Source organism: Selenomonas sp. oral taxon 138 str. F0429 (assembly GCF_000318175.2).
GTDB classification, from domain to species: domain Bacteria; phylum Bacillota; class Negativicutes; order Selenomonadales; family Selenomonadaceae; genus Centipeda; species Centipeda timonae.
In genome coordinates this window covers 24,732-51,065 of the sequence record NZ_KB290950.1, presented here as the reverse complement: position 1 = coordinate 51,065, position 26,334 = coordinate 24,732, and the positions used below count along the sequence as shown (strand labels likewise).

At 58.1% G+C, this 26,334-nt stretch carries 27 protein-coding genes, 1 tRNA gene, 1 rRNA gene and 1 other RNA gene; 10 read left to right on the top strand and 20 right to left on the bottom strand.

Annotated elements, in window-relative coordinates; genetic code table 11:
• The 7 genes from HMPREF9163_RS09890 to HMPREF9163_RS09865 all read right to left on the bottom strand — a co-directional run.
• Positions 1–241, bottom strand: a 16S ribosomal RNA gene (locus HMPREF9163_RS09890); the annotation flags it as partial.
• A 281-nt stretch (positions 242–522) separates the two neighbouring features.
• Complete coding sequence (locus HMPREF9163_RS09885; RefSeq protein WP_009441645.1) at positions 523–762, bottom strand: pro-sigmaK processing inhibitor BofA family protein; 240 nt, start codon at positions 760–762, stop codon at positions 523–525.
• 1 nt (position 763) lies between these two features.
• Positions 764–1,360: a recombination mediator RecR gene (gene recR, locus HMPREF9163_RS09880; RefSeq protein ID WP_009441644.1), complete on the bottom strand. Its 597-nt coding sequence runs from the start codon at positions 1,358–1,360 to the stop codon at positions 764–766.
• Positions 1,360–1,686 (bottom strand): YbaB/EbfC family nucleoid-associated protein, encoded by a 327-nt coding sequence (locus tag HMPREF9163_RS09875; RefSeq protein ID WP_009441643.1) that lies wholly within the window; start codon positions 1,684–1,686, stop codon positions 1,360–1,362. Before HMPREF9163_RS09875 ends, recR begins: the two co-directional genes overlap by 1 nt.
• Positions 1,687–1,745: 59 nt before the next feature.
• Complete coding sequence (dnaX, locus tag HMPREF9163_RS09870; protein ID WP_009441642.1) at positions 1,746–3,584, bottom strand: DNA polymerase III subunit gamma/tau; 1,839 nt, start codon at positions 3,582–3,584, stop codon at positions 1,746–1,748.
• Between the two features lie 85 nt (positions 3,585–3,669).
• Positions 3,670–3,769: signal recognition particle sRNA small type (gene ffs / locus HMPREF9163_RS11540), an RNA gene on the bottom strand.
• A 33-nt stretch (positions 3,770–3,802) separates the two neighbouring features.
• Positions 3,803–3,893: transfer RNA gene (locus HMPREF9163_RS09865), tRNA-Ser, on the bottom strand.
• A gap of 181 nt (positions 3,894–4,074) precedes the next feature.
• Between HMPREF9163_RS09865 and HMPREF9163_RS12010 the strand changes: the two genes are divergently transcribed.
• The gene (locus tag HMPREF9163_RS12010; protein WP_083475874.1) at positions 4,075–4,632 is read left to right on the top strand and encodes a MerR family DNA-binding transcriptional regulator; all 558 of its coding nucleotides are present in this window, start codon (positions 4,075–4,077) and stop codon (positions 4,630–4,632) included.
• A 152-nt stretch (positions 4,633–4,784) separates the two neighbouring features.
• On the opposite strand, the gene HMPREF9163_RS09855 is transcribed toward HMPREF9163_RS12010, so the two are convergent.
• The 3 genes from HMPREF9163_RS09855 to HMPREF9163_RS09845 all read right to left on the bottom strand — a co-directional run bounded on the left by HMPREF9163_RS09855 (position 4,785) and on the right by HMPREF9163_RS09845 (position 7,341).
• A complete protein-coding gene (locus HMPREF9163_RS09855; RefSeq protein WP_157049440.1) occupies positions 4,785–5,126 on the bottom strand; it encodes a hypothetical protein in 342 nt (113 codons plus the stop codon).
• A gap of 148 nt (positions 5,127–5,274) precedes the next feature.
• Entirely contained in the window at positions 5,275–6,708 is a 1,434-nt protein-coding gene (locus HMPREF9163_RS09850; protein WP_037346961.1) for a sodium:alanine symporter family protein, read from the bottom strand.
• A 243-nt stretch (positions 6,709–6,951) separates the two neighbouring features.
• Complete coding sequence (locus HMPREF9163_RS09845; RefSeq protein WP_009441638.1) at positions 6,952–7,341, bottom strand: PBECR2 nuclease fold domain-containing protein; 390 nt, start codon at positions 7,339–7,341, stop codon at positions 6,952–6,954.
• Between the two features lie 158 nt (positions 7,342–7,499).
• On the opposite strand from HMPREF9163_RS09845, the gene pyk reads away from it, so the two are divergent.
• Together pyk and HMPREF9163_RS09835 are read left to right on the top strand one after the other, a co-directional pair.
• Entirely contained in the window at positions 7,500–8,915 is a 1,416-nt protein-coding gene (gene pyk / locus HMPREF9163_RS09840; RefSeq protein WP_009441637.1) for a pyruvate kinase, read from the top strand.
• Positions 8,916–9,085: 170 nt separating this feature from the next.
• Entirely contained in the window at positions 9,086–9,457 is a 372-nt protein-coding gene (locus HMPREF9163_RS09835) for a RidA family protein (RefSeq protein ID WP_009441636.1), read from the top strand.
• A gap of 69 nt (positions 9,458–9,526) precedes the next feature.
• Here HMPREF9163_RS09835 and aroF read toward each other — a convergent pair whose 3' ends face one another.
• Positions 9,527–10,561: a 3-deoxy-7-phosphoheptulonate synthase gene (gene aroF / locus HMPREF9163_RS09830; protein ID WP_009441635.1), complete on the bottom strand. Its 1,035-nt coding sequence runs from the start codon at positions 10,559–10,561 to the stop codon at positions 9,527–9,529.
• A 16-nt stretch (positions 10,562–10,577) separates the two neighbouring features.
• Positions 10,578–11,432: a prephenate dehydratase gene (gene pheA, locus HMPREF9163_RS09825; protein WP_037346958.1), complete on the bottom strand. Its 855-nt coding sequence runs from the start codon at positions 11,430–11,432 to the stop codon at positions 10,578–10,580.
• A 169-nt stretch (positions 11,433–11,601) separates the two neighbouring features.
• On the opposite strand from pheA, the gene HMPREF9163_RS09820 reads away from it, so the two are divergent.
• The 3 genes from HMPREF9163_RS09820 to HMPREF9163_RS09810 all read left to right on the top strand — a co-directional run bounded on the left by HMPREF9163_RS09820 (position 11,602) and on the right by HMPREF9163_RS09810 (position 14,313).
• Positions 11,602–12,180 carry an HD family hydrolase gene (locus HMPREF9163_RS09820; protein WP_009441633.1) on the top strand — a complete coding sequence of 193 codons (579 nt, stop codon included), beginning with the start codon at positions 11,602–11,604 and terminating at the stop codon, positions 12,178–12,180.
• Positions 12,177–12,953, top strand: a complete 777-nt coding sequence (locus HMPREF9163_RS09815) for a class I SAM-dependent methyltransferase (protein WP_009441632.1) — start codon at positions 12,177–12,179, stop codon at positions 12,951–12,953. Before HMPREF9163_RS09820 ends, HMPREF9163_RS09815 begins: the two co-directional genes overlap by 4 nt.
• 76 nt (positions 12,954–13,029) lie before the next feature.
• Positions 13,030–14,313: a glucosaminidase domain-containing protein gene (locus tag HMPREF9163_RS09810; RefSeq protein WP_009441631.1), complete on the top strand. Its 1,284-nt coding sequence runs from the start codon at positions 13,030–13,032 to the stop codon at positions 14,311–14,313.
• A gap of 110 nt (positions 14,314–14,423) precedes the next feature.
• Here HMPREF9163_RS09810 and HMPREF9163_RS09805 read toward each other — a convergent pair whose 3' ends face one another.
• The 4 genes from HMPREF9163_RS09805 to HMPREF9163_RS09790 all read right to left on the bottom strand — a co-directional run bounded on the left by HMPREF9163_RS09805 (position 14,424) and on the right by HMPREF9163_RS09790 (position 17,393).
• Complete coding sequence (locus HMPREF9163_RS09805) at positions 14,424–14,879, bottom strand: hypothetical protein (RefSeq protein WP_009441630.1); 456 nt, start codon at positions 14,877–14,879, stop codon at positions 14,424–14,426.
• A gap of 371 nt (positions 14,880–15,250) precedes the next feature.
• Positions 15,251–16,168 (bottom strand): hypothetical protein, encoded by a 918-nt coding sequence (locus HMPREF9163_RS09800; protein WP_009441628.1) that lies wholly within the window; start codon positions 16,166–16,168, stop codon positions 15,251–15,253.
• Positions 16,169–16,348: 180 nt separating this feature from the next.
• Positions 16,349–16,783: a flavodoxin gene (locus HMPREF9163_RS09795; protein ID WP_009441626.1), complete on the bottom strand. Its 435-nt coding sequence runs from the start codon at positions 16,781–16,783 to the stop codon at positions 16,349–16,351.
• 43 nt (positions 16,784–16,826) lie between these two features.
• Entirely contained in the window at positions 16,827–17,393 is a 567-nt protein-coding gene (locus tag HMPREF9163_RS09790; protein WP_037346953.1) for a DUF3793 family protein, read from the bottom strand.
• A gap of 294 nt (positions 17,394–17,687) precedes the next feature.
• Here HMPREF9163_RS09790 and HMPREF9163_RS09785 point away from each other — a divergent pair, with 294 nt between their 5' ends.
• From HMPREF9163_RS09785 to HMPREF9163_RS09770, 4 genes are all read left to right on the top strand, one after another.
• Positions 17,688–18,740, top strand: coding sequence for a methionine ABC transporter ATP-binding protein (locus tag HMPREF9163_RS09785; RefSeq protein WP_009441624.1), 1,053 nt, complete (start codon positions 17,688–17,690; stop codon positions 18,738–18,740).
• Positions 18,709–19,362, top strand: a complete 654-nt coding sequence (locus tag HMPREF9163_RS09780; protein WP_037346952.1) for a methionine ABC transporter permease — start codon at positions 18,709–18,711, stop codon at positions 19,360–19,362. Before HMPREF9163_RS09785 ends, HMPREF9163_RS09780 begins: the two co-directional genes overlap by 32 nt.
• A 206-nt stretch (positions 19,363–19,568) precedes the next feature.
• A complete protein-coding gene (locus HMPREF9163_RS09775) occupies positions 19,569–20,381 on the top strand; it encodes a MetQ/NlpA family ABC transporter substrate-binding protein (RefSeq protein WP_037346949.1) in 813 nt (270 codons plus the stop codon).
• Between the two features lie 86 nt (positions 20,382–20,467).
• Positions 20,468–21,943: an MATE family efflux transporter gene (locus HMPREF9163_RS09770; RefSeq protein WP_037346969.1), complete on the top strand. Its 1,476-nt coding sequence runs from the start codon at positions 20,468–20,470 to the stop codon at positions 21,941–21,943.
• 54 nt (positions 21,944–21,997) lie between these two features.
• Here the strand turns inward: HMPREF9163_RS09770 and HMPREF9163_RS09765 are convergent, their stop codons facing one another.
• The 4 genes from HMPREF9163_RS09765 to HMPREF9163_RS09750 all read right to left on the bottom strand — a co-directional run bounded on the left by HMPREF9163_RS09765 (position 21,998) and on the right by HMPREF9163_RS09750 (position 25,839).
• Positions 21,998–23,098, bottom strand: coding sequence for a hypothetical protein (locus tag HMPREF9163_RS09765; RefSeq protein WP_009441620.1), 1,101 nt, complete (start codon positions 23,096–23,098; stop codon positions 21,998–22,000).
• A 143-nt stretch (positions 23,099–23,241) separates the two neighbouring features.
• Positions 23,242–24,588 carry an adenosylmethionine--8-amino-7-oxononanoate transaminase gene (gene bioA / locus HMPREF9163_RS09760; RefSeq protein ID WP_009441619.1) on the bottom strand — a complete coding sequence of 449 codons (1,347 nt, stop codon included), beginning with the start codon at positions 24,586–24,588 and terminating at the stop codon, positions 23,242–23,244.
• A 21-nt stretch (positions 24,589–24,609) separates the two neighbouring features.
• Positions 24,610–25,290 (bottom strand): dethiobiotin synthase, encoded by a 681-nt coding sequence (bioD, locus tag HMPREF9163_RS09755; protein ID WP_009441618.1) that lies wholly within the window; start codon positions 25,288–25,290, stop codon positions 24,610–24,612.
• A 12-nt stretch (positions 25,291–25,302) separates the two neighbouring features.
• Positions 25,303–25,839 carry a biotin transporter BioY gene (locus tag HMPREF9163_RS09750; RefSeq protein ID WP_037346944.1) on the bottom strand — a complete coding sequence of 179 codons (537 nt, stop codon included), beginning with the start codon at positions 25,837–25,839 and terminating at the stop codon, positions 25,303–25,305.
• Positions 25,840–26,334 lie beyond the last annotated feature (495 nt).

Here is a 26,334-nt window from a genome sequence, read left to right as displayed (position 1 = left end):
GACAGGTGATAGCATATTCAGAGGCCATCTTTCATCAGAAAAGGATGCCCTTCTCTGACTTCATTCGGTATTAGCATTCCTTTCGGAATGTTGTCCCCATCCTGTCGGCAGGTTGCCTACGTGTTACTCACCCGTTTGCCACTAAGCTCATAAAAGCAAGCTTTCATTCGCTCCGTTCGACTTGCATGTGTTAAGCACGCCGCCAGCGTTCGTCCTGAGCCAGGATCAAACTCTCCGCTAAAGACCGTAGTCTATGTGAGAGCCGAGTTGGCTCATCATGTCATTCTTGTAAAAGAATTGTGTTCGTTGACTGACATCAACGATGTTGCATCTGGCTTGTTAGTTCAATTCTAACATGTTTTGCATTGTGTAGTTTTCAGGGTACATCCTGCGCCGTTTCTAGCTTTGTGGAGGTTCTCACCCCCGCGCAGCTCTCATCGGCGCGACTGTCATAATATAACACAGGAGGGTTCTTCTCGTCAACCCCTTTTTCAACTTTTTTCTCAAGTTTTTCGTAGGAGCTCACATCACATGTGCGATCAGCACGAGAATAACGCCGGGGATGCCGAAGATGCCGACAATGAGCGCCTTAAAGAAGGTGATCTCGATGCCTACGCCAAACAAATTGATGACCCACAGGATAACAGCACCGACGATGCTGTTTGTGATGAGTGCCCACAGGATGCGGAATGGCAGCGCGATGAGTTTCCCGAGAATCGCAAACAATACAATACCGACAGCAAGAGCAGCAATAATATCCATCTCAGATTTCCCTCCTATTTTCCATTGCGCGTGAGAGTGTAACCTCGTCCGCGTATTCCAAGTCTCCTCCGACGGGCAGACCGTGTGCAATGCGGGTAACGCGCACGCCCATGGGTTTCAGCAGCTTTGCAATATACATTGCGGTCGCCTCGCCCTCGACGTTCGGATTGGTCGCAACAATGACCTCCTGCACATCCGCCGTCCCGACGCGCATCACAAGCTCGCGGATGCGGATGTCGTTCGGCCCCACGCCCTCGATTGGCGAGAGTGCGCCGTGCAGGACGTGATACACGCCGTTGTAGTCGTTCATGCGCTCCATCGCCGCCACGTCGGGCGGCTGCTCGACGACGCAGATTGTCCGATGGTCTCGCTTTTCCGCCGTGCAGATGGCGCACGGATCGTTGTCCGTGAGGTTGAAGCAGGTGGAGCAGAAGCCGATCTTCTCCTTTGCCTCAATGATCGCAGAGGCAAGCCGACGCGCCCGCTCCATATCCATATCGAGGACATGGTAGGCGAGGCGCGCCGCAGTCTTTGCCCCAATCCCCGGCAGCGCTCGAAACTGCTCCATGAGCTGCGTGAGCGGCGCAACCGTGTGCATCAGAGAAGTCCCGGCGGCAGTCCAAGCCCGCTCGTGAGCTTGCCCATCTCCTGCGCCATCATCTCATCAACCTTCTTCGTTGCTTCATTAAATGCCGCCGAAATGAGATCCTGCAGCATCTCGATGTCCTCAGGATCGACTGCAGCAGGTGCAATGACGAGACTCTGCACCTGCTTCTCGCCGTCCATGACGATCTTCACCGCACCGCCACCCGAGGAGACCTCAACCGTCTTGCGCTTGAGCTCGTCCTGCATCTTCTTCATCTCATTCTGCATCTTCTGAACTTTTTTCATCATGCCGGCCATATTGCCGCCGCCGTTAAACATAGTAACTCTCCTTTATTGTAGAAATGATATGCCTAGCCTAACAAAATCTGCTCATAACGTCAAGTGTTCTCGTCCGGCGGCAGCTCATCGTCCCCGAACATCTCCGCTTCCTCATCCGGCGTCGGCTCGTACACCTCGTACGCCTCATCCTCTGCGGCAGGGGATGCGGGTGCTTTCGGCTGCGGCGCAGGCTTCTTCGCGGATGCACTGACCTCCTCGACACGCGCCCCCTCGCCCGCGATCTTCAGCAGCTCCGCCACAGGGGTAGGATACTCCGGTGCCTTCTCCGCCGCAGGTGGGGGCGGTGCACTCTCGTCCTCACCGCCCGTACAGACAATGACGAGAGGGCGCCCTGCCAGCTCCGACATAACCTCCTCGAACACCGCACGATGCCGATTCGTAATATAGTCGCGCGCCATATCCGTCGCGGGTCGGATGAAGAAATGCGTCTCGGTCGCGCCCTCATAGCCCGCGCCCGAGAGCAGCGACGCAGCGAGTCGATGCCGCTCCTTGAGCCGCGCCTGAAAGGACTTCCAGAGTGCGGCATCCAGTTGACGGGGTTCAGACGGAGCAGCCGGATCTACAGCCTCTCTCTTCGCGATGCGCTTCGGCGGCGCAGTTTTCGGCGCAGTCTGCTGTGCAGGAGCGGGCGCACCCTGCACGCCAGACTTTTGTGCCGCAGCCTTCCCCGCCGCAGACACGCCACCCGCTGCAATCTGCTCCGTCAGGCGCCGCACCTCTGCCTCGAGCCGTGCAATGCGCGCCGTATCGGCAGGATTCGACACTGTGACAGGTGCGCCCTCAGGTGCGGCATCTGCAGGCCGGCAGAGCCCAATCAGCATACTCTCCGCCGCAATGCGCGGCTGCGGCGAGACGCGAATCTCCTGCATCGCCTCGTTCAGCTTACGCAGGATCGCCATGATCTCATCCTGTGTAAAGCGCGCCGCTGCCTCCCGTAACGCCTCCGCCTGTCCATCGGGCAGTTCTGCCGACCCGAGCGTACCGCCCACACCGACGATCATCAGACTGCGGAAATACTGGGCAAGTTCCGCGAGAATCTGCCGCAGTTCACGCCCATTATGCAGCAGCTCCCCAAGCTGCGTGATGAGCGGGGCCGCCGTACGGCCTGAGATCTGCAGCGCCATCTTCTCAATCCATGCACGCCCGACGAGTCCGAGTGCCTCCTGCACGCGCTCCGCCGTGAGCGTGCCCTCCGCGAGTGCCGTACACTGATCGAGAATCGAGAGTGCGTCACGCATACCGCCGTCCGCCTGCACGGCAATGATGGCGAGCGCATCCTCATCCGCCGCAATGCCCGACTCGTGACAGACGCGAATCAAACGATCACGAATCTCCGTCACCGTAATCCGATGGAAGTCGTAGCGCTGACACCGTGACTGAATCGTCGCGGGCACCTTGTGCGGCTCCGTCGTCGCAAGGATAAAAATCACGCGCGGAGGCGGCTCCTCAAGCGTCTTGAGGAGGGCGTTGAACGCCTCCGTCGTCAGCATGTGCACCTCGTCGATGATGTAAATTTTATAGTGCCCTTCCGTCGGTGCGAACTTCACAGACTCGCGCAGATCGCGAATCTCGTCAATGCCGCGGTTCGATGCCGCGTCGATCTCGAACACATCCATCGACGAGCCGTCGCTGATCGCACGGCAGGAGTCACAGGCACCGCACGGCGTGAGCGTCGGTCCCTCGGCGCAGTTGAGCGCACGCGCGAGAATCTTTGCCGTGCTAGTCTTACCCGTGCCGCGCGGCCCCGTAAAGAGGTAGGCGTGACTCGTCTGCCCCGACGTGACGGCACGCGCAAGCGTGCGGCTGATATGCTCCTGCCCCACGAGATCGGCAAACGTCTCCGGCCGCCAGCGGCGATACAGCGCAACGTACGACATCGTCAGACCTCCTCACTTTTCTCAATAAAAAAAGCAGCCCTTCTCAGGCTGCGTCAGCATTCCGATTTCTCCCACGGCAGGCCACAATCCCCAGGCACCCTCACGGCACATGTGACGATCCGCTTACCGCTGCTTCCTTCCGGACCTGACGGGGTTCACAGGGTCCCATTGCGCGAGACCAAGGCATTGCAGCCCGCCCTGAGAAAAATCAATAAAAATGGCGGAGAGTGAGAGATTCGAACTCTCGGTACGGTATCACCGCACACACGCTTTCCAGGCGTGCTCCTTCAACCACTCGGACAACTCTCCACGGTATCGACAGAATCTATTCACTTCTGCAACGCTTGCTAGTCTAGCATGATTTGCGCGCCTTTGTCAAGGGAAAATAGCGGGTCATTTCATGAAATGAGAATCCTATGAAAGGGCTTGACTTATAGTCCGCTCCAGAGCGTATAACTTCTCAAAAGAACAGCACGAAAGGGCGGATCTCATGACCATTAAGGAAGTCAGCAAGAAACAGGGCATTTCGACGGACACCCTGCGCTACTACGAGCGCGTTGGACTCTTTCCGCGCGTCAAGCGCACGGCAAGTGGCATCTGCGACCTCGATGAGGAGGCATGCGATTGGGTCGAGTTCATCAAGTACATGCGCGACTGCGGCATCCTTTCTGATATCGTACGTATAGTTGCGCGAAACACCGTCCGTGCCCTCGGCCGTCACATTGTCACCAATGCCGATCGAACCGCCCGCCGTCGTGTTCTCCACGAGGGTGAACGTATCACCCTTCTCGAGTTTCTGCGTTGCACCACTGCGGTGAACGGCAAGATTGATATTCGAAAGGCTCTTTTCGGCGGCAGCATTCGTGATTTTCAGCAGGGGATTCGTATTGCTCGTCGGCGCGTTCTCAAGATTGAAATGAAGGTTCTGGATGCCGCTGACGTTGCCAATCGACGTCGTGCCCGTGCCATAATAAACAGCGAGCGTGTTGCCCGTGCCGTTTGCAGCCGTGCCGCCCGTAACCGTGCCGCTGACCGCAGCGTTGCGTAGGTTGATGATATTATCGTTCGTGATCGTGCCGCTGCTGCCGACAACACTGCCCATGATCGTCTTTTCAATCGTGACTTCGTTGCCCGTTGCCTTCCCGTTTGCGACGTTGGTATAACCACCGTAAACCGTGCCTGAAACCGTGGCAGAGCCGTTCACCGTGACCTTGTTGCCCGTGCTGTCGCCGCGCTTGTCCGCAGCAGCCGTCTCGAGCCTGCGCCCGTCGTCCAGCCGCCGTAGACTTTGCCATGAACAGTCCCGCCATTAATCGCGACTGTATTTTTATAGACACGCCCCGTTGATTGTCTTGCAAAGGAGAAGCCGCCATAAATAGCTTGTGCAATGCCATCATTCACCACATCCTGCGCATACGCATTCGTTGCCCCCGCGAATGAACCGCCCGTCAGTGCGATCGCAACGAGAAGAGCCAGTCGTCTTGATTGGATTTCCTTGAACGAATAATTCGCCTCCTGTGCGTGCTTTTCAGCACAATCCATAAATACCCTAATTTTAATCTGGGACAATGCTGCCACAACTTTTTCGAAAAGGAAATATATCTGCAATAAAAATGCAATTATTTTCCAAGTTGTTCACTCTTCGCAATAATTGCATATGTGTTCATATTTTATTTTTCAACGAACATCTTCAGTGTTTCTGCGCGTGGAACTGATTCTCGCTCCATGCCTTTATGCCATGCTGCTCGGGCATGATGCTCGGATCGAAGACGGGGTTCTTTCCCGCCGCCTTCTGCGCGAAGTAGTCAGTGAGCGCGATGCGTGCGAGCGGTGCAAGCCGCGCAATGGCGTAGAGGTTCGTGAGACAGATCATCGCCATGAAGAGGTCGGCGAGGTTCCACACGAGTCCGAATGCCGCCACACAGCCGAAGAAGACCATCGCGACGACGGCGAGACGGTAGGCAAAGAGCGCGGGCTTCGTGTTCTCGGTGATGAAGTGGATGTTGATCTCGCCATAGTAATAGTTGCCGACGACGGAGCTGAACGCAAAGAGGAAGATGAGCACGGCGAGGAGACTGGACGCCCACGGACCAAAGACGCTTGCGAGCGAGTCCTGTGCGAGTGCGATGCCCGTTGTATCGCCGCCAATCGTATACTGCCCCGTGAGGAGCACGATGAATGCCGTTGCCGAGCAGACGATCCACGTATCGACATAGACACCGAACGCCTGCACGAGCCCCTGCTTGACGGGGTGCGTGACGTTCGCCGTCGCCGCCGCATTGGGGATCGAGCCCTCGCCCGCCTCGTTTGAAAAGAGGCCGCGCCGAATCCCCGTGAGAATCGCCGTGCCGATGCCGCCGCCGACTGCCGCTTGCGGGCTGAACGCGTCATGCAGGATGAGCGCGAACATCGCGGGTACTTGGTCAATGTGCAACACGATGATGATGAGTGCAATGAGGAGGTAGATGCCCGCCATTACAGGGACGAGCAGGGTCGAAAAGTTTGCCACGCGCTGAATGCCGCCGAAGATGACCGCACCCGAGAGCGCTGCAAGCACCGCACCCATGACCCACGTGTCGATGCCGAATGCTTTCTCCATCGAGAGCGCGATGGTGTTTGCCTGCACCGATACATAGATCAGACCGAACGTGATGGAGATGAGCACGGCAAAGAGCTTTGCCACCGCCGGCTGACCGAGTGCGTTCTGAATGTAGTACGCAGGGCCGCCGTGAAAGAGTCCGTGTCCACGCGGAATCTTGTAGATCTGGGCGAGCGTACTCTCGACGAAGCCCGTCGCCGTCCCGATGAAGGCGATGACCCACATCCAGAAGACAGCCCCCGGTCCGCCCGTGACGATGGCGATGGCAACGCCCGCGATGTTGCCGACACCGACGCGCGAGGCGGTGCTGACGCAGAACGCCTGAAACGACGAGATCGCCTTGCGTCCGCTCGGACGCCGTCCGAGATCGCCCGCAAGCAGACGCACCATCTCCGGCAGTGCGCGCAGCTGAACAAGCCCCGTCGACAGCGTGAACCAGAGTCCGGAGCCGACGAGCACGACGATGATGATATAAGTCCACAGAAAATCGTTGATTGAGCCAACAAGAGAGTTGAGGAAGTCCATAAAACCACCCTTTCTGAAAAGAATACGCTTCATCATAATAGAAAAGTGTTTTGTTTGTCAAATTGCATTCGTGTATTCTTGCGCGGGGAATATAAAAAGCCGCCCATTGCTGAGCGGCTGCCGATCATAGTAATCCGGCAGGCGTCCAAGTCTCCTGCATCTACTCGGGTTTCCCCTGTCATACCATCGGCGTGTGGGCTGGACGGAATCTCCCACCTCAGATTACTATTTAGGTTGCTTACATTATATCATTAGGTTACTGTTTGTGTAAAGTATTTTCTTGTTTCGCAGAAGCCGGTTCCACTCACTGTCACGAATGTGTAGAAAGGTTATGATTGCATTCCTATAGATCGGGGGATCGGTTGATGTTTGAAGGCGCAATATCAGTTTACATTTCTTTCCATTGTGAACAATTTCTTTCAGTATCTCCGCAGTATTTGGCTTATTTTCTAAAATATAGTCCGGTGCTCTCAAAATTTCTGAAAAATATTCTCTATAAATTTCAAAATCATCTCCATGATGTGCGCGGATGTGTTCGATACGTTCGTCCGTGATGATAACCTCATCTGTTTGAATATCCGATGTGACAACGGAGTATAATGCAATATCTATCTTGCAAATCGGATGAATCATCTTATCCCCTCACTTTTATTTAATTATATCACAGTTGATCGCATATGATAAGCCCATCCCAAGTGCTCTCCTGATAGGAATAACCTTTACTTCTCGTGCAAAAGAGTGTAGAATGTCAATAGCTTCAATTTTCAGGGATAAAAAGCGGGGGATATGTTATGCTGAAAAAGACGAAAATCATATGCACGCAGGGTCCGGCGACGGATCCCGAGGGAATTGTGGACGCACTCATCGAGAACGGGATGAACTGCGCGCGCTTCAATTTCTCGCACGGCTCGCATGAGGAGCATCTCGTGCGCATCAACAAGGTGCGCGCGGCGGCGGAGCGCTCGGGCAAGGTGATCTCGCTCATTCTCGACACAAAGGGGCCCGAGATGCGCCTCGGCGAGTTCGCAGACGGCAAGGTGCAGCTCGAAAAGGGACAGAAGTTCACGCTGACCTACGAGGACACGCCGGGCGACGCGACGCACGTCAGTGTCAATCACAAGAAGCTCTATAGTGAGGTGAAGCCGGGCGACACGCTGCTTCTCTCGGACGGTCTCGTCGGGCTTGTCGTTGATGAAATCCGCGGCAAGGACATTGTGACAACGGTTCAGAACAGCGGCCCCATGTCGACGCGCAAGCGCGTTGCGGCGCCGGGCATCGAGCTGAGTCTGCCCGCGATCTCCGAGCAGGACGAGCGCGACATCATCTTCGGCATCCAGAACGACATGGACTTCGTTGCGGCGTCGTTCATTCAGCGTCCGGCGGACGTGGAGGAGATTCGCCATCTGATCGCAAAGCACGGCGGTCACATGGAGATCATCCCGAAGATCGAAAATCTCGCGGGTGTCAACAATTTTGACGCAATTCTCGCGGTCTCGGACGGCATCATGGTCGCACGCGGCGATCTCGGCGTCGAGGTTCCTGCCGAGGACGTGCCTGTCATCCAGAAGGAGATCATCCGCAAGTGCAATGCGGTCGGCAAGCCCGTCATCGTTGCGACGCAGATGCTCGAGTCCATGACGACGAACCCGCGCCCGACGCGCGCTGAGGTCTCGGACGTCGGCAACGCGATCTTCGACGGTGCTGACGCGATCATGCTCTCGGGTGAGACGGCGAGCGGCGACTACCCTGTCGAGGCGGTCAAGACGATGAGCACGATTGCCCTGCGCATGGAGGAATCGCTTGAGTACGACACGATCATCCGCTCGCGCAGCATCCGCGAGCGCTCCTCGGTGACGGATGCCGTATCGCACGCGACCGTTCAGCTTGCCTATGAGACGAGTGCAGCCGCGATTCTCACGCCGACCCAGTCCGGCTACACGACGCGCGTTGTGTCAAAGTACCGCCCGAAGGCGATGATCGTCGCCTACGCACCAAGCCCGATGATTGCGCGTCACATCAACCTGCGCTGGGGTGTCTACCCCATGCAGGGACGCAAGTGGACGAGTGTCGAGGACATGATTGAGTCCTGCACGCGTGGCGCACTCTCACACGGCTACGTCAAGCAGGGCGATAAGGTCGTCATGGTCGCTGGTATGACCTACAACGAGGGCGGCTCCGTCGCCGTCCGCGTCACGACGATTGCGTAAGTAGAGTTGCATAAGGGCGCCCCTTCCACCGCTTGCGCGGTTCCCCTCCCCCGCTTCGGCAGGGGAGGCTTTGCATTACGGCATATTAGCTTCCCCCGCCAGAGCGGGGGAAGTGGCGAGCTTGCGAGCCGATAGGGGCGCTCCGATACCCAAGATGAAAGGAGCATTTTATGGAAACAATTCACTCTGACCACGCCCCCGCAGCCCTTGGCCCCTACAGCCAGGCAATGCGCGTCGGCAATCTCATCTACACCTCGGGACAGATCGGCATCGACCCCGTCGTCGGCAAGATCACGGCGACCACCGTCGAGGGTCAGGCAGCGCAGGTCTGTGCGAATCTGCGCGCCGTCCTCGCAGCTGCCGGCACCGACCTCACGCGCGTCGTCAAGACCACCTGTTTCCTCGCGGACATGGGCGACTTCGCCGCATTCAACGAGGTCTATGCCCGCCACTTCACGGGCAAGCCTGCCCGCTCCTGCGTCGCGGCAAAGGCACTGCCCGCCGGCGCACTCTGCGAGATCGAGGTGATCGCTGAGGTCTGAGCGTCATAGTCCGAAATCAAAAGGAGACAATCTGCGCGGATTGTCTCCTTTTCTATTTCTATGATGTTTTTACTCCATCACCATCGGCTCGATCGCCTCATCCTCCATAAAGAGGCTGAGCTTCTGCACGCTCGCCATGAGGTCGCGGTAATTCTCGGGCGTGAGGGACTGCGGGCCGTCGGAGAGGGCGCGCGCAGGATTCGGGTGCACCTCGATGATGAGTCCGTCCGCACCCGCCGCGATAGAGGCGAGGGACATCGGCTTAATCATGCGCCACTTGCCCGTGCCGTGGCTCGGGTCGGCGATGATCGGCAGATGGGAGAGATGCTTGATCGCTGCAATCGCACTGATGTCAAACGTGTTGCGCGTGTACGTCTCATAGGTGCGGATGCCGCGCTCGCAGAGGATGACGTTCGGATTGCCCTCGTTCATGATGTACTCAGCGGCGTTCAGCCACTCATCGATGGTCGCGGCGAGTCCGCGCTTGAGCATGACGGGCTTGCCCGCACGTCCAACCGCCTTCAGGAGACCGAAGTTCTGCATATTGCGCGCGCCGATCTGCAGGAGGTCTGCGTAGGCAGCGACCGTATCCACAGCCTCGACAACTGTCACCTCGGTGACGACAGCGAGCCCGGTCTTTTCACGCGCCTCGGCGAGGTATTTCAGCCCCTCTTCCTCGAGCCCCTGAAACGCATAGGGCGAGGTGCGCGGCTTGTACGCACCGCCGCGGATGAACTGCGCACCACCCGACTTGATGAGCTCTGCCGTCTCCAGCAGCTGCTCGCGTGATTCGACGGCGCAGGGGCCTGCCATGACGACGGGCGTGCCGTCGCCGATCTTGATGCCGCGGATATCAACAACTGTCGGCGCGGGATGGAACTCGCGGCTCGCGAGCTTATAGCTTTTGGAGATCGAAACGGTCGTCTCAACACCGTGCATGGCGTCGAGCGGGGTCGCCGCGAGCTTCGTCTTGTCGCCGATGACACCGACAATCTTCTGCCGCGCGCCCTCCATGACTTTCGCCTCAAGCCCCTTCTCCTTGATAGCGCGGATGACGCCCTCGATATCTGCCTGTGTAGCATCCGAATTCATAATAACGACCATTGTATCTTCTCCTTCACTATTCGTTGTGTGCTGTGTGTACCGGAAAAGCACCGAGCACCTTCAGCCAGACGCTCTTTTCCGCAACAGCGTCAATGGAGTCGCGCAAGGCATCGGGCGAGCTGTGCGCGGCCAGATCGAAAAAGAACATATACGCGCCGAGCTCTGTGCGCGCAGGACGCGACTCGATGCGCGTGAGGTTCACCGCGCGGCGTGCGAACTCACCGAGCACATTGTAGAGCGCCCCCGCGCGTGCGCCGTCGATCTGGCAGACGAGGAGTACCGTATCAGGTGGCTCCGCCGGAGGAGCGACAGTCCCGTCACGCACAACCTCGAAGAAGCGCGTGCAGTTCGAGCCGCGATCCTCGATCTTGCCCGCGATCTCAATGAGACCGTTCAAAGCCCCCGCGCGGCGTGTGCAGATTGCCGCCAGACCCGCCTCTGCGGGAGACGCACCGACAATCTCCGCCGCGCGCGCCGTACTCGCGGTCTTGATGATCTCCGCCTGCGGACAGTACCGCAGAAGGAAGTCGCGGCACTGCGCGATGGGCTGTGCGTGCGAGTAGACTGCACGAATCTCGCCGTCTGCGCGCGCCATCAGATAGTTGTGCACGGGCCAGATGACCTCCCGCCGAACGCGCAGCGTATCCGAGCGCGCGAGTGTGTCGAGCGTCACGGCAATCGCGCCCTCGAGTGAGTTCTCCACGGGCACGAACGCAGCGTCCACTGCCCCTGTCTCCACCGCATGCAGACACTCACCGATGTCGGCGAAGCAGACGATTTCGCGGTCGAGCTGCTGCCACTCTATGAGATAGAGCGCTGCCGCCTCGCTGTGCGTCCCCACGGGGCCGAGCACGCCCATTTTCTGACTCACACACATTCCTCCCTGATAGGAATCCCCCGATTCCTATAGTTTCCTATCATACTATATGAGAGGCGTGTTGACAAGGGCAATGGGAAACACTTTCATTTCAAGCGCATTTCCACTTGCACCGCACCTGTGCTATAATAGAGATACTTTCTCATACAAAAAAGGAGCAGCTATGTCACCAAAGGAATACCTCGCTGTTATGCATTGTATCGCCGGTCTCAAGGAGCGCACGCGTCACGCGTGGATGAAGTCGGGGCGGCAGGAGAGTGTCGCAGAGCACAGCTGGCGGATGGCGCTGATGGCGTACTTCCTGCGTGACGCATTTCCCAACGCCGATCTCACGCGCGTCCTCCTCATGGCGCTCCTGCACGATATGGGCGAGGTCTTTACGGGCGACATCCCGACGTTCGAGAAAACGGATGCCGACCGTGCACGCGAGCACGCGCTCCGCGATACGTGGATTGAATCCCTCCCGCCCCCATATGCGGCTGAGGTGCGCGACCTCTTTGCTGAGATGGACGCGTGCGAAACAGAGGAGGCACGACTCGCGAAGGCACTCGACCGCATGGAGGCGGTCATCACGCATAACGAGGGTGATCCCGCGACGTGGCTGCCGCTCGAATATGATCTCCAGCGCACCTATGGCATCGAGGAGGCTGCGTTCTCACCCGTGCTCAGGGCGCTGCGCACAGAGGTCAATCACGAAGTAGATGCTGTCATTGCCTCGCTTACAAAGGAGGAGAAAATATGAAAACGAACTATGGCAACTGGATCTCCACACCAATGATGAAGACACTCGTCGCCATCGCTGCCGTACTCTATGTACTCACGGTGCTCTATGCGGTCATATACGACCGCGTGACCGCGCCCTTCTTCATCCTCGCGATCCTCGCCGGCATCGCGACCATCGTCGTCCTCTATATGTACTACTGCCGCCGTGTATTCGATTTCGAGGGCGGCGGGCTCATGCGCCGCATCCACGCCTATCTGCTTGATCAGCTGCCGTGGGACGGCCTCGGCAGGGCGCTTGACGTTGGCTGCGGCTCGGGCGCGCTCACGATTGCAACGGCAAAGCGCTTCCCGCTCGCAGAGGTGCAGGGCATCGACTACTGGCCGCCGATGTGGAACTACGGACAGGCACAGTGTGAGTCCAATGCCGCCGCCGAGGGCGTTTCGGAGCGCTGCGCATTCCAGCATGGGGATGCGGCAAACCTCGACTTTCCCGATAATTATTTCGATGCTGTCGTCAGCAATTTTGTCTTTCACGAGGTACGCACGCAGAAGGATAAGTTCATGCTCGTCGAGGAGGCGCTGCGCGTGCTGAAAAAGGGCGGCGCATTCGCCCTGCACGACACATTTGGCAACAGGGATATGTACGGCGATATGGACGTATTCGTCGCCTATCTCAAGGAGCAGGGCATCGCCGATGTCTCCTACATTCCGAACACCGAGCGCAATATCGAGATGCCACCCGCCGTCCGCTTCATGCTGCGCGGCGTCGGTATGCTCTACGGGACGAAGTAGCCGGAGCAGTACAAAGCTCCTAAGCGTTCGCGTGGGGCTTGCACTACATAGATAAATATCAAGCACCGAAAGGAAAATGCCCGTGTTCTTCAAATCCATTCCCGCCGCCCTCACTGCCGCCGCACTCCTCTCTGCCCCCGCATACACAGCGGCAGCAGAGACAACTGCCGCCATCCCGCGTCCCGCCTTTCCCGCCACGATTCCGCAGGGGATGACCGTGGATGCAAAACTTGCCGCAGGACTGCACTTCGCCGCACCGAAAGCGAACCTCGACATTCTCCCAATGCCCACGGCAGAGCCGACAGAAATCACCATCATGGGCGAGGCGGCGGCGACCGAGGAGCAGATGCTCGCCTACCTCCTGCGCCGCAACCCGAAGCCGAAGCTCACGGGCACGCCCGAGGAACTCGTCCACGCTTACTACGAGGAGGCAGAGCACGAGGGCGTGCGTGCCGATGTCGCACTTGCACAGGCATTCAAGGAGACGGGCTTCTTCGCATACGGCGGTGACGTGGACTGGAAGCAGAACAATTTCTGCGGACTCGGCGCAACGGGAGGCGGTGCAAAGGGGCTCTCCTTCCCCAACATCCGCACAGGGGCACGCGCCCACATTCAACACCTCCTCGCATACAGCCGTACGGAGCGACCACGCGTCGCCATCGTTGACCCACGCTACGACCTCATCCGCACGAACCGCCCCGACATCTACGGACAGCTCACACGCTGGACACAGCTCAACGGTGTCTGGGCAGTCCCCGGCAAGAACTACGGGCAGGAGATCATCGTCATCCGCGACCGTGCACGTCAGCCCGACGGCTCCGATGCATCTCTGCGCGCCGCGAACGCACACATCATGCAGGCGGGCGATGCCGACAACTACATCTATCGCGGGCTCGTCTATCTGCATCGCGCAGCCTACGCCGAGGCACTTGCCGACTTCACCGCCGCACAGAAACGCAACACGAAGCGCAGTGAGCCCTACCTCGGCATCGCACTCGCCCATACGGGCGCAGGAAACGTCAAGGAGGCTCACCGCGCCTACGAAGTCTATCTGAAGATCTCCCCCGACGATGCCGCTGCCCTCCACAACTACGGGCTCACCCTCCTCGCCGAGAACAGCCCTGCGAAGGCGGTTGCTCCGCTGCGCGACGCCATCCGCCGCGCCCCACAGAACGCGGACAGCTACAGTGCCCTCGCCGTCGCCCTCATACACACAAAGGACTACGCAGGCGCATGGAAAGCTCTCACAGACGGTGCCGCCATCGCCCCCACGAACACGGACATCCTCATCAACCAGATTCTCTTGCAGGCGTGCCTCAAGGACGCAGATGACAAGAAACACGGGAAAAAGAAGAAATAGATGTGTGTTGTTGGTCGCAGCACTGACCAAATCAGCGACCAAGAAAATGATCGAGCTGAATAGCAAAACACGGAGCACCATTTTCGGCGCTCCGTGTTTTCTTTTGCCTCTCACCCCTCCATCAGCCGCAGCGCGTGCACGGCGATCTGGGCAATATCCTCCTCGTCGATCTCGTGCGGATGAGTGAGGACGAAGGTATAGATACCGATTGCCTCTGCGGCGAGGATCTCGAGACGCAGTTCTGTGTTTTTCGGGCGAAGCCCTAGCACGCGCAGACGTTTTCGAATATGCTCTTTGATGGCGTTCTTCCATTTCGCGATAAAGTCAGCATTCGGCTCGTGAACCAGAAAGGCATAGTAAAGCGCCTGTTTCGTACAGATATATGCAATCGTGTCCCGCAGAAAAGACATCATATCAACCTCGAGGGGCACATCGACAACCGCATCCGTATGGCGGACGATCTCGTACATCTCGGTGTTTTCGATATCATCCTTCAGCATGTCCACGCTGTCGTAGTAGAGGTAGAACGTGCTGCACACGGCGGGTGCTTCGCGGCATATGTCCATGACCTTAAGGAAGCACTGATAAATTTAGCCCGATCATCTTAGCGCATCCTTTTCGCCCTGCCTGTGGCAACAAATCCTCCACATAGCCCCCCGCTATGCGTCCGGTTTGTTTCCTTGGCAGGACAAAAATTCTGCACCAATCTGACGGACTTCATTTTATCAGCGATTCCTTAGAATGCCCAGAATTCTGCGCTGACGTTCGGTAATCAAAAGCACACCTCCTTCCTCATTTTCGTTCAGTATAGTAAGCACAGGGCAAATACCATAGGCGAAAAATTTCCGTACATCGCGGAAATCTTCCGCAGCACAAAGAAAAAGAAGCTGCACAGAGGTTCTCCTCATGCGGCAGCTTCGATGCTCTCGTATGCAGTTTACTCCACAAACTTCAGCAGACCCGGCTGTTCGATATTCCACTTGTCCTTGCGCAGGGAGAAGAGCGCGGGCATATCGACAGTGAGCTTGTCGTAGCTCTTGCCCACCTCGTAGCGTGCGGCGAAGGTTTCCTTCATGCCCGCTTCCTCGTGCATCTTCTGGTCGTACGGGAACATGGGGCTCGGGATGACAGCGAAGTCGTTCGGCTGGCCCGGGATGTCGTACGCCCAGAATGTCGCCTCGTTGACATCATCGACCGTCTCGAACTTCGGCATCGTCTTGCCGTTCTCCGTTGCTGCATGATCCGAGCAGATGAGAAGATGCAACGCATACTTATCGATAAGCGGCTGGCAGAGCTCCGCACCGCGCTCAGGGGAGAAGGTCTCGCGCAGTGCGTGATAGTCGTCGAGCAGATCCTGCCAGATCGGCTTGCTCTCGAGCAGGGCGTCGAGGTCGACCTCCTCCTCCGGCTCGGGTGCAGGTTCCGGCTCGGGCTCAGGCATCGGTTCTGGCTCGGGCTCCGGCGGCGGAGGCGGCGCGGCGACAGGGCGCGTCTTCAGCTCATCCAGGTCGGCAGCAAACAGCTTTGCCTGTTCCTCCATCTGTGCGATGCGAATCTCCAGCTGTCCAACCTGCTCCTTGAGCCCGGCGACCTGAATCGCCGTCTGACTATCCTTTGCCACGGAAGCCTGAATCTCTGCCGAAAGTCGCTCCGCCTCCGTGCGCAGCCACGAGACATGTCCCTCGATGACGTCGACCGTCCCTCCTGTCTGCCGCCACGCATAGTGCGTCGCAACAGCAGCGATCGCAACACTCGCCACGACGAGAACGAACGAGAGTATCGTCATCACATCCGCCATCACGGGGTGCAGGAAGCCCACCGTCTGCACGGCGGCTGCCGTTGCCTCAGTCCCCATAGATCATTCACCCTTTCCCTTTATCTCTATCAACATAAGCATCTATAACCGCATAAGCGCATATCTGTATAGATTCTCTATACAGGCTAAAAATTCCTGCCAGATAACTGTGCGGTGCATAGAAAAAGAGCCGCTCCGCGCGAAGCGACTCTGTTTTTCCATCGTAAAATGCAGTGCGTCTTAGAGCGCGCTGACGAGCTCTGCGCCGAGATCCTTGCTGCCCTGCACGCCCTCTTCGTCGGGCTCGTTCTCGACAATGAAGGTGTTGACAAGCTTTGCGCCTGCTTCCGTCGTGCGCTCGGACCACGTCTCCATCCAAGCACCTGCGCCCCAGCCCCACGAGCCGAAGAGCACGACGGGCTTGCCGGAAAGCTTGCCGCTCTCGACAGCCTCTGCGAAGAACGGCTCATACGAACCCTCCTCGAGCTCCTCAGCGCCCATCGAGGGGCAGCCGAGTGCCAGCCCGTCGTAGCTGTCGATCTGATCGACGGTGAAGCTGTCCACCTCGAAGAGCTCGACGTCAGCGCCTGCGCCCTGTGCCCCCTCGACAACAGCCTCTGCCATCTTCTGCGTATTGCCCGTGCCGGACCAGTACACAACTGCTACCTTTGCCATGTGAAATCCTCCTCATAGAATACCGGGAGATCATCCTCTCCCTCTATACTGCCTGCACCAACTCGGCGAGAGGCCGTCCCGCCTCCAACCGCGTACAGAACTCCTGAGTACAGACCGAGTACTCCTCAAAGAGAGCCCGTGCCTCGGCCTCGTTCGTGTAGACCTTCCAGTATCCGCTGTAGACGAAATCCTGCCCCCGCCGCGTAATGAACTCACGTACATCCGCCGGCGGATAGCCGAGAAAGAGTCCGACCTCCGGCGGGAGCGTCTTGCGCACGCGCATACGGAGACGCAGGAACTCGAGCCGCTCCTCCATGCTGTCCGTGATACGGTAGCCCGCCTCACACAGGATTGTCTGCGCCTCCGGCACAGCGAGTGCGCGGGCTACAAGCTCAGCGCGATAGAAGAGAATGAGGACGTACTCCTCTCCCTCTGCCACGTGGAATGTCGAGATTCCCTTGCAGGAAAAACAGGGTTCGTAGGACGCAAGCAGCGCCTCAAAATCCTGAAAGCGGCTCTTCTGGAACGACAGCAGACTGCCCGCCGTCAGACCCGCCAGCAGGGGTGCAGCGTGATAACCGAGCAAATGCTCAAAATCTGGACAACGCATTGTCATATCCCCCTCTGCGCCAAGGCGCAATAAAACGCCCCCGAAAAATCGTCTGGTAGTTCATTATACCGTAAATGATTCTCATTAGCAACATCTTTTCTCACAGAGGAGAGTATTCTGCTATGGTCTGCACCTATTATAGCCGAGATTGCCCTCAGTGACAACAGAATCTTTTTTATTTATGAATAGGAAGATTTTAACGTAAACACATTTCATCAGTTAGCGAAAACATTGACAAAAAGCCGCGTCTGTGCTACGTTTAATCGGAATCTCAGTCAAAGGAACGCTACCATAATGATACATCTGAAAAATATTGTCAAAACATACGAGGGAGATATTCACGCGCTGCGCGGGATCGACCTCCATATCGAGCGTGGGAGCATCTACGGCATCATCGGCCTCTCGGGCGCGGGGAAGTCCACGCTCATCCGCTGCATCAATATGCTCGAGCGTCCGACGAGCGGTGAGGTGCTGATTGACGGACGCGATCTCATGCAGATGAGTGAGTGCGAACTGCGTGAAGAGCGCCGCCACATCGGCATGATCTTCCAGCATTTCAACCTGCTGTCCTCCGCGACCGTCTATGACAACGTTGCTTTCCCACTGAAACTCGTGGGGAAATCCGCCGATGAGATCAAGCCAAAGGTGACGGAGCTGCTTGCCCTCGTCGGACTTGCGGACAAGGCGGACGCCTATCCCTCGCAGCTCTCGGGCGGACAGAAGCAGCGCGTCGGCATTGCGCGCGCACTTGCAAGCGATCCGAAGGTACTCCTCTGCGACGAGGCGACCTCCGCGCTCGACCCGCAGACGACGAAGTCCATCCTCGCGCTCATCCGCGACATCAACCGCCGCATGGGGCTGACTGTCGTTGTCATCACGCACGAGATGCAGGTCATCAAGGACATCTGCGATCGCGTTGCTGTCATCGACGGCGGTGTCATCGCCGAGGAGGGCGACGTGGTGGACGTGTTCACCGCGCCGCGCGAACCGATCACGAAGGAATTTATCAGCGTCCTCCTCTCGAACGATCTTCCGACAGCATTTCGCGGCAATCCGATCGAGGAGACGCCGAGTCCCGACAGCTACATGCTCCTGCGCCTCACCTTCCTCGGGGAGAGCGCGGACAATCCCGTGCTCGCGGACATGATCCGTCTCTTCCCCGACATCGAGGTCACGATGCTCTTCGGCACGCTCGACCAGATTAAGGAGCTGCCGTTCGGGCGCATGATTATCGGTATGCGCGGCGAGCGCAGGGAGATCGAGGCTGCGATTACGTATCTTTCCGCACAGCATTTGAAACAGGAGGTGATCGGCTATGTCCGCCGAAATGATGCCGCTCCTCACTAAGGCGCTGGGCGAAACAATCTATATGGTCATTGTCAGCATGGCGATCTCGACCGCCATCGGCGTTCCGCTCGGCGTGCTCCTGCACGTCACGAGCAAGGGGGAGATTCTCGACGCGCCGATGGTCAATCGCACGGTCGGCGCAGTCGTCAACGCCGTGCGCTCCATTCCCTTTATCATTCTGATGGTTGCTATCATTCCTTTGACCCGCCTGATTGTCGGCTCCGCCATCGGCACAACAGCGGCCATGGTGCCGCTCGTCATCGCTTCCGTCCCCTTCATTGGACGGCAGGTGGAAACCTCGCTGCGCGAGGTGCCGCACGGACTCATCGAGGCGGCGCTCTCAATGGGCGCGACGCCGATGCAGATCATCACGCGCGTCCTGCTGCCGGAGTCCATGCCGAGCATCGTCAGCCAGCTCACGACAGTCATCATCGCCCTTGTCGGCGAGTCCGCAATGGCGGGCGCGATCGGCGGCGGCGGTCTCGGCGATCTCGCGATTCGCTACGGCTATCAGCGTTTCCGCCCCGAAATCATGATTGCAACTGTCGTCATCCTCATCGTTCTCGTCCAGCTCGTGCAGTTTGCGGGCAACAGCCTCGCCGCACGACTGAATAAGAGATAGATACCGTGTTGTTTCACCGAGATACGTGTCCAAAAGCAAACCCTAGTGGAGCAAGTGAGTAAAGCGCGCGGTATGCCCCGGCGGATTTCTACCGTTCAAGCGAAGCGCGTTTGAAATTCGCCGGTATTTGAGCATACAAGCGCGCGATCACTTGCGTAATGAGGCGTTTGCGTTGGACTCGTGTCACGGAACCAAAGGAGGTTTTTATGAAGAAATTACTCACCCTCGTCCTCGCGCTCACCACGCTCGCCCTCGTCGGCTGCGGCAGCGGTGCGGACAACACTGCCGCGAAATCGGAGAAGGTTCTCAAGGTCGGCGCCTCCCCCGTTCCCCACGCTGAAATCCTCGAGGTCGTAAAGCCCGAGCTTGAGAAGGAAGGCATCAAACTCGAAATCGTCGAGTTCAACGACTACGTGCAGCCGAACCTCGCGACGAATGACAAGGAAATCGACGCGAACTTCTTCCAGCATGAGCCGTACCTCAAGAACTTCGTCACCGAGCATCCCGAGCTGAAGCTCGCGAACGTCCTCGGCGTCCATGTCGAGCCGATGGGCATCTACTCGCACAAGATCAAGAACATCAACGAAGTGAAGGATGGCGCACAGGTCTCCATCCCGAGCGATCCGACCAACGGCGGACGCGCCCTACTCCTCCTCGAGCGCGCAGGTCTGCTGAAGCTCAAGGACGGCGTCGGCGCTGCCGCAACCGTGCAGGATGTCGTCGACAATCCGAAGAAGCTCGTCTTCAAGGAGATCGAGGCACCGCAGCTTCCGCGCACGCTCGACGATGTCGACATCTCCGTCATCAACACGAACTGGGCAATGCAGGCGGATCTCGTGCCGACGCGCGACGCCCTCTTCATGGAGGACAAGACCTCCCCGTACGTCAACATCCTTGTCGTCCGTCAGGGCGATGAGAACCGTCCCGAGATTCAGGCCCTCATGAAGGCGCTCCACTCCGAGGCGGTCAAGAACTTCATCAACGAGAAATATAAGGGCGCAATCATCCCTGCATTCTAAGGATGATTCCCCATACAGAGCAGGAGAGGCGATTCTCCTGCTTTTTTGTTTCCATATTACATCGCTATGTGATAAAATATCTCATTATGAAGAAAATGCTCAACAAGCTCTGCGCACTGAAACGCCGCGAGCACATCTACGGCGTGCGAAATCCGCTTACGTATGACTTTCTCCATCACAATCTGCATCATCTGCACGTCCTGCTCTTCCACAGCGCCGATCAGCAGGACTTTACAAAGGGGCCGATCATCCGTCAGCTGCTCATCTTCATGCTGCCCATCCTGCTCTCGCAGCTCCTGCAGCAGTTCTACAGCATCGCGGATACTGCCCTCGTCGGGCAGGTGCTTGGGGCGCGCGCCCTTGCCGCCGTCGGTACGGCGAGCCTCATCCTCTCCGTCATTGTCAATTTCTTCATCGGCTTCTCGGCAGGACTCAGCGTGCTCGTCTCCCATCTCTACGGGGAAAAACAGTATGCGCATCTGAGCGGGCTCGTACAGAGCATCTTCGTCACCGTGCTCGCCTTCGCTGTCCTCTTCACGGCTGCGGGCATCGTGCTGACCGAACCGCTGCTCACGGCACTCGTAACGCCCGCCGAGCTGATCCCAATGGCAAGCCTCTACCTGCGAATCGCGCTGCTCGGTATGCTCGCGCAGCTCCTCTACAATACGGCAAGCGCCATCCTGCGCGCCCTCGGCAACACAACGAGCGCCCTGCACTACCTCGCTGCCGCCGTCGTGCTCAACATTGCACTCGACATCCTGCTCCTCATCGTCATCCCCTGCGGGATTGCGGGTGCTGCAGCGGCGACCATCATCGCGCAGTACGCGTCGGCGCTCCTTGCCCTGCACAAGCTCCTCCACCTCCACGGCGCATGGCATTTCACCATCGTTCGCCCCTTCTTTCAGCCCGCACACCTCATGCCCATCCTCGGCACGAGCATTCCCGCGGGCTTGCAGGCGGTCTTTATGAGCATCTCCTCGCTCGTCATCCAGACCTACATCAACAGCTTCGGCTATGCGGCGATGGCGGGCATGACCGTCTACGCGCGCATCGAGGGCTTCCTCTACTATCCGCTCTTTGCGTTCGGAATTGCGCTCACGAGCTTCATCGGCCAGAATGTCGGTGCGCACGACCTTACGCGTGTACGCGCGGGGCTGCGTGCGAGTCTTCGCCTTGCGGGATTTGGCGCACTCTTTATAGCGCTCATCGCAGGTCTCGCCGCCCCGACGCTCATCCCGCTCTTCACCGACGATCCCGCTGTCATTGCGAACGCCCTCGACGCCGTCTACTGGACGTTCGCCTTCTACTGGCTCTATGGCATCAATCAGGTCTACATCGGCGCGATCAGGGGACTCGGCGACACCCTCACGCCTATGGTCGCCGCGTTCGCGGCCTACTGTCTCTTTCGCGTCGCGTGGTGCTGGGGTTGGGACACGGTCGGCTTCCACTCCATGCACGTCGTCTACAACGCCTACAACGCGAGTTTCTTCGTCATGGTCGCAGTCCTTCTCTACGGCTATCGCAAAGCAATGCGCCGCACTGCAGAGCAGATTGGCGCATAGAAAAAGGTCTTATGATACGCAGCTATTCGTATCATAAGACCTTTTGTGTATTCTTCACGGCGTCGCAGGGGTCTCTGCATTCACTGCCCCGCGGCGGATCATGTCGCCGACGCGCAGATCGTAGGTGAGCGCCTGCTTGTGAAAGGTCTCGGCACGCGCAAAGTCCTCGGGCATCCCCGTATCCAACCCGCGTACAAAGCTCTCATAGGAGGCAATCGAAGCCTCCGTAGCCGCCTTACGCTGAGCGGCGAGATAGGCGGCGCCGCGCGGAACCTCCACCGCGTCCAGCTCACGCTGATACTTTTTCAGAACGGGGATCATATCCTCCTGTAGGAGGCGGATCAGAGCCTTGCGGCGCTCGATCGTATAGGTACTCCACGCGGTCTCCGTCAGGCTGCGGAACTCGCTCTGTGTCGAGCGGAAGACGCCGTTGTAGCGGTCGACGATGGGTCGCGTCGCCTCGATATAGCGCGAGACATCCGCCGTCGTCGCCGTCTGAACCGCCTCGAGATAGGAGCGGTAGTTCGCCACGCGCACAACCTGCCAGCCCGCATCCCCCTTCTCCATACGCAGCTGCAGGGGGAACTCCAACCCCGTGCCGCCATCGCGCACCGTAACCGTTGCCACCGATGCGCTCCCGTCGCGCACAATCTCACCGAGCGCGAGCAGCTCCGTATCGCGCAGATGACTGCACTCCATCAGGTACTCGAAATCAATGCCGAGCTGCCGCCCCTTCAGCGCGTCCACGCCCTCCGGCTCCATCCACACTTCATGCTCCACAGCATAGGCAATCGTACGCACGAACCCCTCTGTGACGCTCCCTTTGATTTTCTCATAGAACTTACCGGAGGTGACCCGTTCCGACTCCTTGAGGTGCGTATCACGTGCAAAGAGAACATAGGTGAGATCATCGTAGCCCGCATCCGCAACCGCCGCGAGATTCACACGGCGCTCAAACGATGCCAAATCGTGCTGCGCAACTGCCTCCGCCGCCTGCGCGAGGGCGTACTCCGGACGTTGGATGTAGTAGGCAAAGTACCACGCGAGCGCTGCAATCATCACGACGATCAGCCCCGCCGCGAGGGCAAATTTTCGTTGATGCGCCTTGCGGCGACGCGCAAGTCTCACACGCCACGCAAACTCATCCATCGGCATCGCCGCACCTCCTCGCTCAAAATACAAACGCTGTCATTATAGCATTGAACGGTGCAACGTTCAATCATATGCACCTTGGGATAACGGAAAAGTTATGAATATGAAAAGACGCACCCGCGCGGATGCGTCTTTTTTATGCAATGTTATGCGCCGAGGACTTCGTCCATCGAGAGCTTCATGCGCTCGATGGCGATTTCAAGGTCGTCTCTCCCGATGTTCAGCGGCGGGTTGAAGTAGAGAACATCGCCGAGCGGCCGCAGGAGCAGCCCGTTCTTCAGCGCACGGCGATAGATGGCGTAGCCGAGGCGGCGTGCACTATCAAAGGGACGCTTCTCTGCGCAATCCTCGACGAGCTCGACGGCGTGAATCAGCCCGATGTGGCGGATCTCACCGACGTTCGGGTGCGTGCCGAACGCCTCCGTCATGCGCTCCGTGAGCCACGCCGCCGTCTCCTCGGCGCGCTCCAGTACGTTCTCCTCATCCATGATGTCGAGCACGGCGAGCGCCGCCGCACAGCCGAGCGGGTTGCCTGCATACGTATGAGAGTGCATAAACGCCTTGCCCTCACTCCAATCGGCGTAGAATGCCTCATAGATTTTTTCTTTCACAACGGTGATCGACATCGGCATATACCCGCCCGTCAGGCCTTTCGAGAGGCACATGAGGTCGGGGGTAATGCCTGCACGCTCGCACGCAAAGAGCCGTCCCGTGCGCCCGAACCCCGTCGCAATCTCGTCCGCAATGAGGAGAACGTCGTGCTCGTCGCAGAGGGCGCGCAGCTTTCTGAGATACTCCTCGGGATAGATGCGCATACCCGCACTTCCCTGCAACAGAGGCTCGACGATCATCGCCGCCGTCTCCTTTCCATGCGCGGCGAATGCACGCTCCGCGTGCTCGATGCACGCGCAGTCACAGTTCCCGCGCTGCTTCCCATACGGGCAGCGATAGCAGTCGGGCGCCTCGACGTGGATGTTGTCCATCATCATCGGCTTGTACATCTCGGCGAAGAGATCCATGCTCCCCACCGAGAGCGCGCCGATGGTCTCGCCGTGGTAGCCCTCCGTGAGGCACATGAAGCGCGTCTTCTCCATGCGCCCCGTCTGCTGGCAGTATTGGAACGCCATCTTGAGCGCCGCCTCGACCGCCGAGGAACCGTTGTCGTTGAAGTGGAACTTTGTGAGCCCCTCGGGCACGAGGGTCGCGAGCCGCTCGGCGAGTTCGATGGCACCACGGTGAGAGAAGTTCGCAAAGATGACGTGCTCCAGTCGATCGAGCTGTGCCTTGATCCGTGCGTTAATCTTTTCATTTGTATGCCCAAGGAGGTTCGCCCACCACGAACTCACGATGTCGAGATACGAATGCCCGTGCACATCGTAGAGCCATGCCCCCTTTGCATGGTCGATCACCATCGGCGGCAGCTGCTCATAGTCCTTCATCTGTGCACACGGATGCCAGATATGGCGCAGGTCGCGCTCCTCAATCGTCGGCATAGCTCTCTCCTTTTCTCTCCTTTACTGATACAGTGCGGCAACTGCATCCGCCGCCATCGGCAGCTCCGCAGCGTCGTGCTCTACACAGGCAAGCACACGCGCCCCCGTCAGTGCCTCAACCATCGTTACGTTGTCCTCCTGCATTCTGCCGCCCGTCCAGTTGTTGAAGATAAAGCCCTTGAGCGGAATACCGCGCATCTTCAAATGCTCTGCCGTCAGCACAGCCGCATTGATCGTGCCAAGCCCCGCATCCGCGACGACGAGCGCGGAAAGCCCGAGACGCAGGACGAGATCGTCCAGAATGACGTGCTCCTCATTGTCCCAGCGCAGGGGGCAGATGATGCCGCCGCTCCCCTCCACCGTCAGATAATCCGTCCGCTCCTTCGCCGTGCGGTAGTCCTGCTCCACCTTGTCGAAATCCATCGGACGGCTCTCAATCTGCGCGGCGAGATGGGGCGATACGGCATTGCGGTAGATGTAGGAGACGGTGGCATCCTCCGGCGCAAGACCCGCAGCGTGCGTCACATGGAGCGCATCGCCCGGCAGGAGCGTCCCGTCAGCGGCGACCTCCGCACCTGAGAGTGCTGCCTTGTAGTAGCCCGCCGAGAGACCTGCATCGCGCAGCTTCTTCACGATCATCCCTGTGACATAGGTCTTGCCGATGTCCGTGCCTGTGCCCGTGATAAATAATGCCTTGCCCATGCTACGCTCCTTTTACAACCAAAGCCCCGCCCGCTGCGTCCGTACGCCGATGTACGCCGCCGCAACACAGAGCAGAAAGTCCGGCAGAACCTGCAGCACGCCGCAGTACCAGATCGCCACCCAGAAACCGATCGGCGCATCGATGATATAGTTCGATGCAAAGTAGAAATACGAGATGCCGAAGACATAGACCACCACCATGCCCAAAAGACACGCGGTGAGTGCGCGGCGGAAGGTCGGTGCGCCCGTGCGGACGAATGCGCCCGTCACCCAGCCCTGAATGATGAAGCCCACAAGATAGCCGAACGTCGGCTGAAGCACATACGAGGGACCGCCGCCCGAGGCAAAGACCGGAATCCCGACCAGCCCCATCAGGACGTATGTGCCCACCGCAAGTGCCCCAAGTCGTGCGCCGAGCATCAGCCCCGCCAGCAGCGTAAAGAGGAACTGGAGCGTGTAGACATCCGTTCCGACGGGGATGCGGACGAATGCGCCGACCGCAACAAGTGCGATGAATAGCCCGCAAAGGATTATTTCTCGTAGCTTCATAATGTTCAGATACCTCCAAGCGTATTTATCGGTGAAATAAACTTGCTTTATCATACACGTTTCGTGTTTTACTGTCAACCAATTTATTTTATTTTGGTTTACGAATGTTTTTCGCACAAAAAAAGACAGTACACAGACTGTCTCATGTGTTATAATACAGGTGGTGCTATCTATTCGGTGGACGGTCAATCCAAGCCCGGAAGGGCGGTGGTTGTCTATGAACGAAACGAATGTAACTTTGTTGCTTTTCGTCGTTCTAGTGTTGCTTCTAACAAAAAAGTAACCCGCCCCAAGCAGCGAACTTAAGCGGGTTACATATCCCAATATAAGAGGGCTGACCGTTTACACGATAGCACCTTTTTCTATGTGTATTATACAACAGAACACAAATCTTTTCAAGGGAATCACTGATAAAATGAAGTCCGTCAGATTGGCACAGATTTTTCTGTCCGATTGAGGCAGCAAACCGGACGCATAGCAGAGCTATGTGGAGGA